We start from the raw sequence: 14,347 nt of genomic DNA on the forward strand, positions 1-14,347 counted from the left end.
CGGCTCCAGGGACACGCTCTGGCTCGGCTGCCTGCTCACGGCCACCGTCGCCGGCACGACCGCCGCCCGCCTGGCCCACGCCCGCGCGGCCTACCGCCGCCTCACGACGTGACCCGGGAGGGGAGGCCGCCGGCCACCCGGCCCCTCATCCACCACCCCCCCCCCCGCCCTCTTCCGTCCACCCACTCATTAAAGAACGGTCGTTCTTGACCGATCGTTCTTTAATCCCGTACGGTCATGGACATGGGACGACCACGCGCCTTCGACACCGAGCAGGCCGTCCGTACCGCAGCCGTCCTCTTCGCCACCCACGGCTACGAGGGCACTTCGGTCGACGACCTGGTCACCGCCACCGGCATCCACCGGGGCAGCCTGTACAAGGTCTTCGGCTCCAAACGGAGCCTGCATCTGACCGCTCTCCGCACGCACATCGACCACGAGATCCACCCGACCACCGCGGCCATCGCCACGCTCACCGACCCCGAGCAGGCCCTGACCACGGCCATCGCGTCGTACGACAACGGCCCGGCGGCCGGGCTCCTGCTCCTCTCCGCCGCCGAACGCGCACCCCACGACCCGGACGTCGCCGCGCTGGTCGCGGAAGGGATCACGGCACTGGAGGACGCCCTGCGCCCCTCCCACGGCGACGACGCCCCTCAGCTCGCCTCCACCGTCCTCGGCACCCGCCTGCGGCTGCGAGCCCGGCCGACCCCCTCCAAGGAGCACTGACATGGCCCTGATCTCCATCGACCGTGAACGAGGCCTGCTGACCGCCGAGTTCCAGGGCCTCGACAAGCTCTGGACGCTGAGCAGCCGCCTGGAGGTCCCCCTCGCCCACGTGCGCGGCGCCACGCACGACCCCGGCATCGCCCGGGAACCCAAGGGCGTCCGGGTCGGCGGTACGTACTTTCCCGGATTGATCACCGCCGGCCGCTTCCGCCGCGGCGGTGAACGCCTGTTCTGGGGCGTGAAGAACCCGGAGAAGGCGATCGTCATCCAGCTCGCCGACGCCGAGCACTATGACCGGCTCATCCTCGAAGTCGACGACCCCAGAGCCACCGTCCACCTCATCGAACAGTCCATCGCCCGCGACTGAACGCCCTTGCGCGCGACAGAACACCGGCCGCCCGCCCGGACTTCCGCCCGGCGCGCACCCGTGAGCCCCCGAACACCGCAGCGCCCCGACCGCGTTCGACCGGTCGGGGCGCTGCACTGCAGGTCGGAGGGTCTCCCCTCCCCTGCTTCGGTAGGCCCTGTAGGACTCGAACCCACAACCAATGGATTAAAAGTTCAGGTTCAGACGTGCCGCCGGGTGATGCCCGGTGACGTTCCTTGCTTCCCTCGCAGGTCAGCGGGCTAGGGCTCCACCGCCCGGTACCGGCCTGTGTCGGCCCTCTACAGCGCATCCGTGGCCACTCCCGTGACCACGTGACCACCGCGCCGCCGACACGACGACGGCCCCGCCTCGGCGACTGCAACGCCGGACGGGGCCTTGACCCGGAACTCCTTCAGCAGGTCGTCGGTCTTCACATAGATTGCCGTCGCGAGAGCGTCCAGGTTGTTCGTCACAAAACGATCTTGGACGCCCTCGTTCTCGTCTCCGTCGACACCTCTTGGCTTTGATCATCCGGTGAGTCTTGTCCCGCCACCGGTGCACAGAAAGGATCGTGGCATGTCCAGCGACCGTCTCATGCGCATCCGCAGCGCCGAGTTCCAGGCCATGGCCGAGAGGGTCCTGCGGGTCACCGAGCTCACCTCCCGCCTGAACGTCCTGCCTTTCGAAGACGAAGCGGGCAAGGCGGAACTGTTCGAGCAGATCCTTGGCAAGCCACTGCCGCCGAGAGTCACGATCTATCCGCCCTTCTACACAGACCATGGCTTGAACCTCGACCTCGCCGAGCGCGTCTTCATCAACCAGAACTGCACGTTCCTGGACTATGCCGGTATCCGGCTCGGCGAGCGCGTGATGATCGGACCGAAGGTCACGTTCATCACCAGCGGCCACCCGGTTGATCCCGAGGAGCGGCGGCTGTACCTCACAGGCGCCCCCATCGACGTGGCGGAGAATGTGTGGATCGGTGCCGGTGCCACAATCCTGCCCGGCGTCAGCATTGGCCGTGACGCCGTGGTTGCCGCTGGCGCGGTCGTGGCCGATGACGTTCCGCCGGCAAGCTTGGTGACCGGCAGCAAGGCAACCATGCACCGAAAGTGGTGACGGCCTCTTCGGGGCCATGCAGAGCCCAACTGCGGGCAGCCATAACCACATCGGAAGCCTGGAGTCTTTCCCCGAAGCAACTGGCTCCAGCCCAAGGTGTAAGAAGTCACGATGCATCATCAAGGGTTCACTTGCGTTCGCCCGTCCAGCCTTCCCCTCGCCTGTTGCACCCCGATGGCCGAGACGCTCTTGGGCTTGACCGCTCCGCTTCACACCCCGCCGTTACCAGCGACGCATGGGAGCGCGGGGACGGGCCCCGGACACTGGCCCGAAGTTCAGCCGATCGATACCTCCTTCACGTGGCTGGACTTACTTACGTGGAGCGACTTCGTGTCGCACACTGAGCGCTTCAGTTGGCGGGCTTCGCCAACTGAAGCGCCCAGCGCGGAGCGTGTCCGTTACCGTCTCGGTCCTGCTGCGGCGTACAGCACGGTGCCGGTCGCCAGCAGGACCCACGCGGTCGCGGCGGACGCCGTCGTAGCGGGGGAAATGATCATCCAGTTGCTCACCTCTCCCGCGATGCCGGGCGGAACCGGGACGAGGAGGGTGAACGCGAGCCAGCCGACCGGCAGGGTCCATGCGAACTGTGCCCCGCAGAGCACCGCCCCGAGCGCGGCCAGGCCGACCAAGCCCGCGCTGTCGCGGACGACGAGCGCGGCCGGGGCGAGTTTGGCTCCCGCCGCCTGGACCGCCAGCAGCGCCGCCCCGGCGACCGCGCCGGCCAGCAGCACGTGCGCCGCCCGCCGGGGCATCCACCGGATCGCGGCCGTCCGATCCAGCGCGGCGTCCTGCCCACCGAGCCCGACGGAAGCGGCCGCCACGTTCGCGGTCAGGATCAGGACCGCGGTCCCCAGGCTCATCGGGCCCGCGCCGTCCTGGTTGAAGGTCCACGCCGCCAGCGCGACGAGTGCGACCGCTGCGGTCGAGGTGGGCACCTGTCGTGAACGGGCGTACAGGATCAGCCACCTCATTGCGACGCCTTCCCCGCCAACACCTCGGTGTACTCCGTGCAGGAGAGGGCGGCGGCGTGTACCTCGGCCATCCGCGAGCGTTGCTCGGCCGGTGACAGCGCCATCAGCCGTTGCCAGACGATGTCGGCGTCCGCCTGTTCACGCTGCGAGTACGCGTAGGAGTCCGGCGTCTGCAGCGGTTTGAACTGGTGATCGCCCAGGGCCCAGCTCGCGGCGATGCTCTGTGCGGGGATGTCGACCTGCCCCCCGCCCTCCCAAGGGGTGCGCGGTGCGCAGTTCGGTACCAGGCCCTCGGCGACCAGGAGGCGGGTCAGTTCCGCCCCCGTCGCATGGGCGATCAGCGGGTCGTCGAAGTCGACCAGCACCGCGTCGCCGGAGAGTTGGCGTTCGTCGCCGAGCGCGCGCAGCTGGGTGTCCTCCCGCACCGAGTTCGGTGCCTTGTCGCCCAAGGCGTCGTGCAGCACGCGCAGCGCGTCCTTGCCGCGCGACGCGAGTTCGGGCAGGTGTGAGCGGTTTGCCTGCGTCACGCACACCGGCCCGTCGCAGACCAGGGTGGCGGCGGCCTTGTCGATGACGTAGGTGTCGCGCGGAGTGGCCGGGAGGATCAGCAGGGCCAGGGCCGCGCCGGCCAGGACGGGGGCCACCGCGAGCAGTCGGGCTCGGAGGGTCGCGGCCGACAGCAGTGCGAAACCGGTGGCGAGCAGGCCGAGCAGCCAGAGCGTCTGGCCGAGGTGCACGGAACCGGACAGAGTCAGCAGCATCTCTCGCGGCTCCGCAGTCGCCGGGAGCAGCAGAGCGAGCCGGTTCGGCGCGACGCTCGACGGCAGTGCCTCATCATGGCTCGGCCGCAGGGAGAGGGTCGTCAGCAAGAAGAACACTGTCAGGGCCGGCGGGGTGAGCGCAGAAGGCACGGCCCGCGCGAGGCCCATGCCGAACACGGCCCCCGCGACGAGGGACAGCGCCGCCACCAGAGAGATCGGCAGCCAGCCGAGACTCGTGTAGGCGGTGGCGCCGAGGGCCACCTGGACTCCGCCCACGAGGACCAGGAGGCCGAAGCCGGACGCCAGCACGAGTGCCGTTGCGCCGGCCGGCAGCGCCGTACGGCGCCAGGCCGGCAGCGGCGTGGTCGTCAGCAGTTCGGTCATCCGCGAGCGGGAGTCGCGCAGCCCGTACACCGCCCCCAGGCCCACCACGAGCGGCCACCAGAAGCTCAGCAGGTACCGGGTCCACAGGGCCATGGAGGTCCACTGGGCCGTCCATCCCGCGTCACCCTGCCACCAGATCCCGTCGATCAGCAGGAGGACCGCCAGGCTGCCTGCCAGGACGACGGCGCCGGGCCACGGGGCGATGGAGCGCTTCAGCTCGATGCGCAGGACACGTGCGTTCACCAGGTGCCTCCCGGCTGCTCGGAGCCCTGGAGCAGCGCCGAGTAGCCGCGCTCCAGGGGGCTGCCGCCCGGGTGTTCGGGGCCGCCCGCCGCGGCCAGGTCGTCCGGCGTGCCCTGGAAGACGAGGCGGCCGTCGGCGAAGAGCACCACGTCGGAGCAGGCGGCCGCGACGTCCTCGACCAGATGGGTGGAGACGACCACACACGTGTCGCGGCCCAGTCCCTGCAACAGCTCGCGGAAGCGCAACCGCTGCGCCGGGTCCAGGCCGACTGTCGGCTCGTCCAACAGCAGCACCGCGGGATCGTTGACGATGGCCTGAGCGATGCCGGCCCGCCGCACCATGCCGCCGGACAGGGTCTTCATCCGATGGTCGGCGCGGTCCGCCAGGCCCACCCGTTCCACGGCCCGCTGGACGGCCGCGGGGACGGCTGCCTTCGGAACCTCCTTCAACCAGGCCATGTACTCGACGAACTCACGCACTGTGAAGCGCTTGTAGTAGCTGAAATCCTGCGGCAGGTAGCCGATCCGGCGGCGCAGGGCCCGGTAGTCAGCCATCGCGCCCACGCAGGTGCCGAGCATCTCCAGTTCGCCCTCGGTGGGGCGCAGCACGGTGGCCAGCGTCCGGATCAGGGTGGTCTTTCCCGCTCCGTTGGGTCCCAGGAGGCCGTGGGTGCCGATGCCCAGGCAGAGGTCGAGTCCGTCGACGGCCATCTTCTTGCGTCCGACGCGTACTCTCAGGCCGCTGGCCCGGATCTCCCAGGCGTAGGTTTTCGGCGCGGTGTCGGCCGCGTTTGTGGTGGGCATAGTGCGGTGGTCCCTTTCGAAGGTCGACGATGGTTTCACAGCGTTGAGTACGCGTTTCTGCGGGCGATCACGGCGCCGATGCCGAGCGCGAGGAGCAGCCCCCACACGGGCAGTTGGTCGGGCTGGAAAACAATTCGCAGGGCAAGGGGGGCGTGGCCGGTGACCCACGTGGGCGCCACGACGACGACGCCCCACGCGACCGCCAGCCCGGTGGCGGCGCGGGTCACGCCGACCAGGCTGCCCAGCGCCAGGGCGGTGGAGGTGAAGGCCAGGGAGGGCAGCAGCCACTGCGCGGCCGTCATGGTTCCGGTCAGCCAGCCCTCCACCAGGAGCCCGGGCAGGACCACCACGAGAACCGCCGTGGTGCGCCTGAGGAGCAGGGGCAGGCCGGCTCGGGCGGTCGAGGCCGTCAGTTCGTACGCCGGGTCCAGGCCGCGCGACCACGATGCGGCGACACCACACAGCGGCAGCACGGGTGCGATCGCCAGCACGGGAGAGATGTCGCCGAAGAACGTAGGCGGCGCGAGCGAGTCCAGCAGCAGCGCCATCAGGGTAACCACGACGGTCATGGCCAGCCACGGGGCCATGGCCGGCGTCAGCCAGGCCGACAGCCACCTCGGGCGGTGTCGCCGCGAGGGTGTCCTGACGGCCGCGTCCAGCTGCGGTTCCAGACCGGCCCGGACGGTGTCGAGGAGCGTGGCGATGCCGGGCACCTCGGTGGCCACGGAGGCCGCCAGACGACTCCGGCACATCGCGCACGTCTCCAGATGGGCCTCCAACGCCCACACCGCGTCCACGGCCATCTCCGTATCACCACGTGCGTAGTCGTCGAGCAGCCGCATCGACGCGTGTTCCCCGCTCATGCCAGCGCCTCCCGCATCGCGATCCGGGCCCGGCGGGCGCGGGTCTTGACCGTGCCTTCGGGCAGTCTGAGCAGGACGGCGGTCTCCCGCACGGAGAACCCGTCCAGCACCATGGCCTGCAGGACCTCTCGAAGTTCCGGCGCCAGTCGCCGAAGAGCGTCACCGACGTCCCCGTCGACGGTCCCGGCCAGTGCCTCGTCCTCCGCCGCGGGCACCACCGCCCGCTCGGCGGCGGCGACCGGCGGCTCGGCATGGTGGGCACGGCGCCGGAACGCGTCGACGAGGCGGCGCGCCGCGATCGTCCACAACCATCCGACGGCCGTCCCGCCGACCGCGCTCCCGGCGAACGCGCCGGCCGCGCGCCACACCGCCAGATAGGTCTCCTGCATGACCTCGGCGACGATCTGCTCGTCCGCGCAGCGGCGGCGCAACCGCACAGCCAGCCACGGCGACGTGCGCCGGTACAACTCGTCGAACGCCCCGCGGTCACCTCTGGCCACCAGCCGGACGAGGCGCTCCTCGTCCAGCTCGTCCAGTGCTCTCACACGTGATCTCACACCAGCCAGACGCCCGATGGTGCGCACAGGTTCTACGTCTGACGTGGTTTGCGTCACAGTGCCACGCGTGGAGGATTCCGATCCCCGTGAACCCCGGTCGCCGGTTGCGATCCGGCTCGTGATGAACCCTGGCGCCTCGTGGTGCTGCACCCTTCTCGGTGCAGCCCTGACCAAGTACGCCGACTGACTCGCAGTCGCAATCGATGCCGAAGGTCCAGCCCGCCAACTGAAGCACTCACTCGCCAACCGAAGCGCTCAGTGTGCGACACGAAGTCGCTCCACGTAAGTAGGTCCAGCCACGTGAAGGAGGTATCGATCGGCTGAACTTCGGGCCAGTGTCCGGGGCCCGTCCCCGCGCTCCCATGCGTCGCTGGTAACGGCGGGGTGTGAAGCGGAGCGGTCAAGCCCAAGAGCGTCTCGGCCATCGGGGTGCAACAGGCGAGGGGAAGGCTGGACGGGCGAACGCAAGTGAACCCTTGATGATGCCTCGTGACTTCTAAGAGACCCTCCGCTCGCTCCCCGACCCCTTGGAATTGATCATCTAGGCCGTACGGTGTGGCCGACCCGGTGGCTGTCGGAGGCTGCAGCGAGAGACGAGGGCAAGAAAGCGTGCCTGCGGTGCGGCAGGCGCCATTTTCAGCGCGCCCACCGATCGGGTGACGACGATGGGCTCAGAGGCGGCTACGGCGAAGCGAACACGCCTCCAACAACGGCTTTCGGCCAGCGCCCCCACTTTTCCCAGCCAGGGCCGTGCCACGGCCGGTACGGTCAATCAGCCCTGGCGTGCGAGACGGTCTGGACCAGGTCGCACGGACCCACACGAGCGCCACCCACCAGCCGAAGGGGGAACCGTCCCATGTACGGAGAAGCAGTCATGGCCGTGAGTACAGGAGCCGCCAGCGGAGTCCTCTCCTACCTGCTCCAGGGCCAGGCCGACGCTTTGCGCACCCGGATCTCGGCAATCTTCCGTCGCGGTGGCAACCCTCAGGAGGAGACCGCTGCCCTGCAGGTGCTGAACGAGCACGCGGCAGCCCTGGCCCAGCGTGAAATCACTGGGCGCATTGTCACAGAAGCCTGGACCGAACTGCTTGCCGCCTTTCTCGACGCTCACCCCGACGCCCGAGCCGACATCGAGGAACTCAAGACGACGGCGCCGACGAAGACGGTCAACATCGGCTCCCAGCACAACCACGGCTCCGGGGCCTTCATCGGCAACGACCACTACGGCGACATCAACATCAACACCCGAGACGACCGGTGACCACCGACGACCCGGCGCCTCCGGAGCAGCGCACCGTCCAGAACAACTACGGCGACGGCGCCTTTGTCGGCCGTGACCACATCGGCGACATCAACATCCATCACGAGATCGACCAACAAACCAAGGCCACACTCGCGAAGCTGGGGAAGTCCGCGCCCGCACTTTCGCAGATGCTCGAAGATGCTCTGCGGGACGGTGTTATCTCGCCTGACACGGTCAGTCAGCTCTCCTTGGCCGCCCGGAGCATCAACGAAGATGTCGCTGGCCAGATCTCGCGCGCCTCCCACAGAATCAACGAGGACGTCGCCGGCCTTCTCACCCACGCAAGCCAGAGCATCAACGAGGACGTCGCCGGCCAGCTGACCCACGCCGCAGACCGACTGTCCAAGGCCTCCACGAAGCTCGATTTTGACGCGCTCGACCTGCTTGTCAGACGCCTGGAGAGGGTTCTCGGCCACCACGACGACAGCAATCTCAGCGGGCTCGCCACCCGGCTGGAAAGCAGCCTGGAAATTCTCAGTGTGGCGACAAAGCAGGTCGGCAACCTGAAGGGTGACAGCACTCAGCCGGCCAGGCTTGAGCAGGTGACCAGGTCGCTCACTGACATCGCGAAACGAGTCGAGGCAAGGGTGGCCCCGCCTCCCCCGGTGGTTCTCCCCGACTGGGAAGGACGATGGCGGTGGTTCGGCGTCGGCGTTCTACTCGGCATCTTGATATCGATTCTGTACGCGACCTCCTCGTAGCAGTCAACGTCGGCAGGATCAGTCTCACTCATGAAGCATTTTCAGCGTGGCCACCGATCGGGTAACGACGCTGGGCTCAGGAACGACGGCAACGCACGAGGCTCCCGTGCCGTTGAGGGAGACGTTCGACATCTCAACTCAGGCACAGCGCGAAGCGCAGAAAGCGGCTCGCCCTCGACGCGGGATGCGAGGGCGAGCCGCCCCGGAAGGTTCGACGCGGTCGGCGACGCGGTCGAGTGCTGGCTTACTTATCGCGGTGGCGCGGGCACTGGCATGGCGGCCACGCCGACGACAGATCATGCGGACTGAGAGGCAGATCCGAGCGAACGCGCACCTCGGTCCGTCGCTCGACGATCTTCCCGTTCCGAACCCTCGTGACGCTCATCGTCATCAAGGTCACCGGGACGGAGGTGCCGTCGTCCTGCGGGGCGGTCACCGCTCGCCCCCGTGCTCGGCGGTACGGTGCCGGGCGAGCAGGACCCGGCAGTCGGACTCACGCGAGTAGTCACCCTCGGCGTTCGCGGCCTGCTGCTCGTTGCTGAGCCGTACGCACTCGGCGCACACGGGGGCAGCCTGAGTGGGGGCCGGTGTTCTACGATCCATGCGTCACTGCTCCTGTGCAGCTGTGGCCATACCCCCGGGCCCTGGACGGCCGCGGGGGCCTTCTGTGTGGGACTGTACGGCAACTTAGTACGCCTTGGTACGTCATCAGACGGGTTAACTCGATCTATGCCTGGTAGGGATGTCCTCCTACGGTCGCAGCATGATCGAGCTTGACCGGGACGCCATGACGCCTATGTACGTGCAGCTGGCCAACGTGCTGCGCGACCGCATCCGGCGCGGTGAAATCCCGGTCGGCCGGCGTCTGCCCTCGCAGTCGGCGTTGGAAGTGGAGACCGGGGGCGCGGTGTCGCGGCGGACCATCAAAAGCGCGTTGGAGCTGCTCGCGGCGGAAGGTGTCGTACAGGGCGTGCAGGGCAAAGGCGTGTTCGTAATCGCTCTGCCCGACGGCGAGAGCGAGTAGGGCCCGCGGATACGGCAAGGCCCCGGCGGTGGGGTGCCGGGGCCGATCATGCCCGGGTGCGGGGGCGGTCGACGAGCCGAGTGCGGCTTCATGACCTGCGCCGTGGTCAGGCGTCAATCATGCTCACCGCCGGCGTCGACCTGGCGATCGTGTCGAAGCAGCTCGGTCACAGCTCCATCTCGATCACGTCGGACACGTACTCGCATCTGCTCGGCGGAGTCGGGCGGGATGCTGCGGACCGCACCTCGGCCCTCGTGCCTCGCGCCAGGAAGACCGCGCCGGTCGGGCCAGCAGCGGGCCAGCGTGACCACTCGGTGACCACCTCGGCTACGGATTCGGCCGACGGCCAGGCCCCTGAGACGGCGAAACCCCCGTCTGACCAGGTCAGCGGGGGTCACGACCCCGAGGGGTCCGGTAGGCCCTGTGGGACTCGAACCCACAACCAATGGATTAAAAGTCCACTGCTCTGCCAATTGAGCTAAGGGCCCCAGGCGATGTTGCCTCCACGAGCATAGCGGGACGTGGGCGCGTCGTTGATCGGGTATCGGCGCGACGGGCCCCGGACGTGTCCCCTCCGCATGCGGCAGGGCCCGTACGACGGGTGTCGTACGGGCCCTGCCACGTCAGTCCGGTGTGCCGGGATCAGCCGTTGCGCTTCCAGCGCGGCTTGTCCTCGCGGCGGCCGAAGGAGCCGCCGCCGCGGTGCTCGTCACGACGGCCGTACGGGCGGTCGTGGGAGGCGCCGGAGCGGAAGCCGGGGCGCTCGCCCTGGCGGTCGCGGTTGACCGGACGGTCGCTGCTGCCACGGTGGCCGGGGCGCTCGCTGCGCTCACCGCGGTCGTCGCGGCGGAAGCCGGGACGGTCGCCGCGGTCACGGTCGCGGTTGAAGCCACCGCGGTCGTCGCGACGCTCGAACGGACGGCCGCCACGGTCGCCGTCACGGCGGTCGTCACGACGCTCGAACGGACGGCCACCACGGTCACCACCGCGGTCACCCCGGTCGTCACGACGGAAGCCGCCACGGTCACCACCGCGGTCGTCACGACGCTCGAACGGACGGCCACCACGGTCACCACCACGGTCACCACCGCGGTCGTCACGACGGAAGCCGCCACGGTCACCACCGCGGTCGTCACGACGCTCGAACGAACGGCCACCACGGTCACCACCGCGGTCGTCGCGGCGGAAGCCGGGACGGTCGCCGCGGTCACGGTCGCGGTTGAAGCCACCGCGGTCGTCACGACGCTCGAACGGACGGCCGCCACGGTCACCGTCACGGCGGTCGCCGCGGTCGTCGCGACGGAAGCCGTCCCGGCGGTCGGAGCGCTCGGTGTCGCGCGCGGTCTGCTGCTCCGGCAGCGAGATCTCGGCCTGGGCCGACGCCTCGGTGGCCGCCTCGGCCACCGCCGTCTCCGGGTCCTCGCCCCGCTCGCGGGCGGCCCTGGCGACCAGCCGGTCCGCCTCCTCCCGCAGTTCGGAGGCCCGGCGCTGCGCCCGCTCCAGTTCCTTGGTGAGCTGGGTGACCTCGCGCTCGGCCTGCTGGGCCGACTTGCCCGCCGACTCGGCCTGGACCTCGGTCATCGACCGGGCGCCGGTGATCTCGGCGAGCTCCGGGTCGAAGGCCGCGCCGCCCTGGACGATGTGACGCATGGCGTCCACGCCCGCGTCCTCCATCAGCCGGAAGATCTGGCGCCGCTGGTGCGGCAGGGACAGCGACACGACGGTGCCGGTGCGGCCGGCCCGCGCCGTACGGCCGGCCCGGTGCAGGTAGTCCTTGTGGTCGCCGGCCGGGTCCACGTTCAGCACCAGGTCGATGCCGTCGACGTGGATACCGCGCGCGGCGACGTCCGTGGCGACCAGGACGTTGACGTAGCCGTCCTTGAAGTCGGCCAGCGTCCGCGTCCGCGCGCCCTGGGTCATGCCGCCGTGCAGCGCGTCGGCCTTGGCGCCCGCCTCGCGCAGCTGGTCGGCGACCCGGTCCGCGCCCAGCTGGGTACGGACGAAGATGATGGTGCGGCCCTTGCGGGAGGCGATGGCCGCGGTGACCGGCGCCTTGTCCTTCGGCTTCACGACCAGGATGTGGTGCGACATCGTCGTGACGGCGCCCTGGGCGGCGTCGACCTCGTGGTGGACCGGGTCCTTCAGGTACCGGTCGACGAGGGTCTTGATCTCGTTCTCCATGGTCGCGGAGAACAGCATCCGCTGGCCGCCCGCCGGGATCTGGTCGAGCAGCTCGGTGACCTCGGGCAGGAAGCCCAGGTCGGACATCTGGTCGGCCTCGTCGAGGACGGCGATCTGCACGTTCTCCAGGGAGCACGCGCCGCGGTTGATGATGTCGCGCAGTCGGCCGGGGGTGGCGACCAGGACGTCGACACCGCGCTCGAGGGCGTAGATCTGGTTGCCCATGGAGGTGCCGCCGCAGACGACCTTCATCTTCAGCCCGAGGACATCCCCGTACGGCTGGAGCGCGTCGGCCACCTGCATGGCGAGTTCACGCGTCGGCGTCAGGATGACGGCGCGCGGCTTGTGCTTCTCGGTCCGGCCGCCGGACAGCGTGGTCAGCGTCGGCAGACCGAAGGAGAGGGTCTTGCCGGAGCCGGTACGGCCCCGTCCGAGGATGTCCTTGCCGGCCAGGGCGTCCGGGATGGTCGCCGCCTGGATCGGGAAGGGGCTGGTCACGCCGTTCTGCGCGAGCTTGCGCACGACACCCTCGGGAAGACCGAGGGAGGCGAAGGTGAGCTCGGGGGTGCTGTCCGCGCCGTCGACGTCGTCGGTGACGTCGAGGTCGGGGGTGCTGTCCGCGCCGTCGACGTCGTCGGTGACGTCCGCGACGTCCACGACATCCGCGATGTCGGCGACAACGTCAGGGGTGACGACGGTGGTGATGTCGGTGTCCTCGGTGTTCTCGGGCACGACGACGTGATCAGTACTGGCGATGGGCATACGAATGCGAAACCTTCCGGAGTCTCTTCGGCACGCGCCCGTCAACTCCGTGATTCGCAATTCGCAATATGACCGCCTCGATGCGGTCCACCACGGTAAGGGGAGAGTACGCGCCACACGGCGCGCTCTGCAGTGGCGCCGGGCAAATAGGATCAAACGATCTGCCACCATACGCACCCTGTACCCCCAAAAGCAAACCGGGAGCTCACAGCGGTGGGACGAGGCGTGGAGCGGGTTCCTAGACCGGCGCCCCCGCCTCCGGTGCGGGCTCCCGGTGCACCAGTTGGACCTCCGGCGGCTCGTGCGCCGACGAGGACGGCTCCGCGGCCGTCGGCTCCGGCGGGACCGAGGGCTCCGGCGGCGCCTGTGTGGGCTCCGGATCCGCCGGCCGGGTGGGCTCCGGCGGTTCCGGCCGGCTGTCAGGGGTCTGCCCCGCCGGCGCACCCGGCCCGCCGTCGTCCGGCACCGGCCCACTCGTCCCCGGGGAGGGCGACACCCCGGCGACGGACGAGGCTCCCGCCCCGCCCTTCTTCCGTTGGCCCCGCTCGCCCTTCCTGCCGCCGCCCTCGCGGTGCTCGCTCCCGCCCTCGGCCGCCGCGGCACCATGACCGCCCTTGCCGCCCGGCACCTCGGGCCCCCCGTCGGGCACCTCGCTCTCCGAACGGCCCGCGGAAGACGACGGCTCCGCCCCGGCCGGCCCCTCCCCACCGACACTCATGCAGCCGGCGGCGGCGACGACGGCCAGGACGGTGGCGGCCAGGCGGACAGGTACGTACAAGGGGCGCACGAGGCCACCTCCGGTCGGGATGCTGGGTCGGACTGCCCAACTCCCGCCACCCGCAAGAGGACACGCCGTCGGCACACCGGTGACACGCCGGTGACCTATCCGTAGCCGAGTGCGTGCAGCCGGGCGTCGTCGATTCCGAAGTGATGCGCGATCTCGTGCACCACGGTGATCTCCGCCTCGGCGACGACGTCCTCCCGGGATTCGCACATCCGCAGGGTCGGCCCCCGGTAGATGGTGATCCGGTCCGGCAGCACCCCCGCGTACCACTCGCCCCGCTCGGTCAGCGGAGTCCCCTCGTACAGCCCCAGCAGCTCGGGATCGTCCGCCGGCGGCTCGTCCTCGACGAACACCGCGACGTTGTCCATCAGCCGCGTCAGCTCCGGCGGGATCCGGTCGAGCGCCTCGGCGACCAGTTCCTCGAACTCCCCACGCGTCATCTCCAGCACAGGGCCATTGTCAGTCATGACCCATCCGTACGAGTGCCGCCGGACGTCCCGCATATCCGGCGCGCCGCATGGGCATACGGGATCAATGGCACGCGTCCCCTCCGCAGCAAGGAACCTCCATCACCGCATCCGAAGGGTCCCGCGAGCCCTCACCCGCCGTCACCGCTCCCGCCGCCCCGCCGCCACGGCGACGGCCGTCACCACCACACTCGCCGCCCTGCCCCCCCGCCCCTGGAAACGCGTCGTCGGACTCTTCGCCGTCGTCCTGCTGGGCGCCTGGCTCGGCCTGCTGATCGTGGGCAATGTGCGCGTCCCCGTCGGCCCCATGGACACGACCATGACCCTG

Annotated in this window: 16 protein-coding genes, 1 tRNA gene and 2 pseudogenes; 8 read left to right on the forward strand and 11 right to left on the reverse strand. The window is 69.8% G+C overall.

What is annotated here, in order from left to right; genetic code table 11:
- Positions 1–243 precede the first annotated feature (243 nt).
- Entirely contained in the window at positions 244–729 is a 486-nt protein-coding gene (locus tag AOK11_RS09780) for a TetR/AcrR family transcriptional regulator (protein WP_055593281.1), read from the forward strand.
- Between the two features lies 1 nt (position 730).
- Complete coding sequence (locus tag AOK11_RS09785) at positions 731–1,096, forward strand: hypothetical protein (RefSeq protein WP_055593270.1); 366 nt, start codon at positions 731–733, stop codon at positions 1,094–1,096.
- A gap of 299 nt (positions 1,097–1,395) precedes the next feature.
- On the opposite strand, the gene AOK11_RS42735 is transcribed toward AOK11_RS09785, so the two are convergent.
- Entirely contained in the window at positions 1,396–1,569 is a 174-nt protein-coding gene (locus tag AOK11_RS42735) for a hypothetical protein (protein ID WP_157869313.1), read from the reverse strand.
- A 103-nt stretch (positions 1,570–1,672) separates the two neighbouring features.
- Between AOK11_RS42735 and AOK11_RS09790 the strand changes: the two genes are divergently transcribed.
- Positions 1,673–2,215 (forward strand): DapH/DapD/GlmU-related protein, encoded by a 543-nt coding sequence (locus AOK11_RS09790; RefSeq protein WP_055593271.1) that lies wholly within the window; start codon positions 1,673–1,675, stop codon positions 2,213–2,215.
- 398 nt (positions 2,216–2,613) lie between these two features.
- Here the strand turns inward: AOK11_RS09790 and AOK11_RS09795 are convergent, their stop codons facing one another.
- From AOK11_RS09795 to AOK11_RS09815, 5 genes are read right to left on the reverse strand one after another with little or no spacing between them, the layout of a single operon-like run.
- On the reverse strand, positions 2,614–3,186 hold the full coding sequence (locus AOK11_RS09795) for a hypothetical protein (RefSeq protein ID WP_055593272.1): 573 nt from the start codon (positions 3,184–3,186) through the stop codon (positions 2,614–2,616).
- On the reverse strand, positions 3,183–4,574 hold the full coding sequence (locus AOK11_RS09800) for a hypothetical protein (RefSeq protein WP_055593273.1): 1,392 nt from the start codon (positions 4,572–4,574) through the stop codon (positions 3,183–3,185). The genes AOK11_RS09795 and AOK11_RS09800 overlap by 4 nt, the downstream gene beginning before the upstream one ends.
- Complete coding sequence (locus AOK11_RS09805) at positions 4,571–5,377, reverse strand: ABC transporter ATP-binding protein (protein ID WP_055593274.1); 807 nt, start codon at positions 5,375–5,377, stop codon at positions 4,571–4,573. Before AOK11_RS09805 ends, AOK11_RS09800 begins: the two co-directional genes overlap by 4 nt.
- 35 nt (positions 5,378–5,412) lie before the next feature.
- The gene (locus AOK11_RS09810) at positions 5,413–6,240 is read right to left on the reverse strand and encodes a hypothetical protein (protein WP_055593275.1); all 828 of its coding nucleotides are present in this window, start codon (positions 6,238–6,240) and stop codon (positions 5,413–5,415) included.
- Positions 6,237–6,785, reverse strand: coding sequence for an RNA polymerase sigma factor (locus AOK11_RS09815; protein ID WP_206188808.1), 549 nt, complete (start codon positions 6,783–6,785; stop codon positions 6,237–6,239). Before AOK11_RS09815 ends, AOK11_RS09810 begins: the two co-directional genes overlap by 4 nt.
- Positions 6,786–7,671: 886 nt before the next feature.
- Between AOK11_RS09815 and AOK11_RS09820 the strand changes: the two genes are divergently transcribed.
- Positions 7,672–8,058, forward strand: a complete 387-nt coding sequence (locus tag AOK11_RS09820; protein WP_055593276.1) for a hypothetical protein — start codon at positions 7,672–7,674, stop codon at positions 8,056–8,058.
- The gene (locus AOK11_RS09825; RefSeq protein ID WP_055593277.1) at positions 8,055–8,801 is read left to right on the forward strand and encodes a hypothetical protein; all 747 of its coding nucleotides are present in this window, start codon (positions 8,055–8,057) and stop codon (positions 8,799–8,801) included. Before AOK11_RS09820 ends, AOK11_RS09825 begins: the two co-directional genes overlap by 4 nt.
- A 432-nt stretch (positions 8,802–9,233) precedes the next feature.
- Here AOK11_RS09825 and AOK11_RS42740 read toward each other — a convergent pair whose 3' ends face one another.
- On the reverse strand, positions 9,234–9,404 hold the full coding sequence (locus AOK11_RS42740; RefSeq protein WP_157869314.1) for a hypothetical protein: 171 nt from the start codon (positions 9,402–9,404) through the stop codon (positions 9,234–9,236).
- A gap of 160 nt (positions 9,405–9,564) precedes the next feature.
- Here AOK11_RS42740 and AOK11_RS09830 point away from each other — a divergent pair, with 160 nt between their 5' ends.
- Together AOK11_RS09830 and AOK11_RS46695 are read left to right on the forward strand one after the other, a co-directional pair.
- A complete protein-coding gene (locus AOK11_RS09830; protein WP_055593283.1) occupies positions 9,565–9,825 on the forward strand; it encodes a GntR family transcriptional regulator in 261 nt (86 codons plus the stop codon).
- An 80-nt stretch (positions 9,826–9,905) separates the two neighbouring features.
- A pseudogene (locus AOK11_RS46695) lies at positions 9,906–10,022 on the forward strand (tyrosine-type recombinase/integrase); the annotation flags it as partial.
- 218 nt (positions 10,023–10,240) lie between these two features.
- On the opposite strand, the gene AOK11_RS09835 reads toward AOK11_RS46695, so the two are convergent.
- The 4 genes from AOK11_RS09835 to AOK11_RS09850 all read right to left on the reverse strand — a co-directional run bounded on the left by AOK11_RS09835 (position 10,241) and on the right by AOK11_RS09850 (position 14,001).
- Positions 10,241–10,313 (reverse strand) — tRNA-Lys (locus AOK11_RS09835).
- A gap of 154 nt (positions 10,314–10,467) precedes the next feature.
- Positions 10,468–12,768, reverse strand: a complete 2,301-nt coding sequence (locus tag AOK11_RS09840; RefSeq protein WP_055593278.1) for a DEAD/DEAH box helicase — start codon at positions 12,766–12,768, stop codon at positions 10,468–10,470.
- A 238-nt stretch (positions 12,769–13,006) separates the two neighbouring features.
- A complete protein-coding gene (locus AOK11_RS09845) occupies positions 13,007–13,555 on the reverse strand; it encodes a hypothetical protein (protein ID WP_055593279.1) in 549 nt (182 codons plus the stop codon).
- 95 nt (positions 13,556–13,650) lie between these two features.
- Entirely contained in the window at positions 13,651–14,001 is a 351-nt protein-coding gene (locus AOK11_RS09850) for a metallopeptidase family protein (RefSeq protein ID WP_055593280.1), read from the reverse strand.
- Positions 14,002–14,086: 85 nt separating this feature from the next.
- Between AOK11_RS09850 and AOK11_RS09855 the strand changes: the two are divergent.
- Positions 14,087–14,347, forward strand: a pseudogene (locus AOK11_RS09855) (hypothetical protein); the annotation flags it as partial.

This window comes from Streptomyces hirsutus (genome assembly GCF_001418415.1).
GTDB classification, from domain to species: domain Bacteria; phylum Actinomycetota; class Actinomycetes; order Streptomycetales; family Streptomycetaceae; genus Streptomyces; species Streptomyces hirsutus.

Coding starts and splice junctions, on each gene's coding strand:
- AOK11_RS09840 (WP_055593278.1), bottom strand. CDS start 12,768: ATGCCCATCGCCAGTACTGATCACGTCGTCGTGCCCGAGAACACCGAG.
- AOK11_RS09790 (WP_055593271.1), top strand. CDS start 1,673: ATGTCCAGCGACCGTCTCATGCGCATCCGCAGCGCCGAGTTCCAGGCC.
- AOK11_RS09805 (WP_055593274.1), bottom strand. CDS start 5,377: ATGCCCACCACAAACGCGGCCGACACCGCGCCGAAAACCTACGCCTGG.
- AOK11_RS09830 (WP_055593283.1), top strand. CDS start 9,565: ATGATCGAGCTTGACCGGGACGCCATGACGCCTATGTACGTGCAGCTG.
- AOK11_RS09810 (WP_055593275.1), bottom strand. CDS start 6,240: ATGAGCGGGGAACACGCGTCGATGCGGCTGCTCGACGACTACGCACGT.
- AOK11_RS42740 (WP_157869314.1), bottom strand. CDS start 9,404: ATGGATCGTAGAACACCGGCCCCCACTCAGGCTGCCCCCGTGTGCGCC.
- AOK11_RS09820 (WP_055593276.1), top strand. CDS start 7,672: ATGGCCGTGAGTACAGGAGCCGCCAGCGGAGTCCTCTCCTACCTGCTC.
- AOK11_RS09795 (WP_055593272.1), bottom strand. CDS start 3,186: ATGAGGTGGCTGATCCTGTACGCCCGTTCACGACAGGTGCCCACCTCG.
- AOK11_RS09785 (WP_055593270.1), top strand. CDS start 731: ATGGCCCTGATCTCCATCGACCGTGAACGAGGCCTGCTGACCGCCGAG.
- AOK11_RS09780 (WP_055593281.1), top strand. CDS start 244: ATGGGACGACCACGCGCCTTCGACACCGAGCAGGCCGTCCGTACCGCA.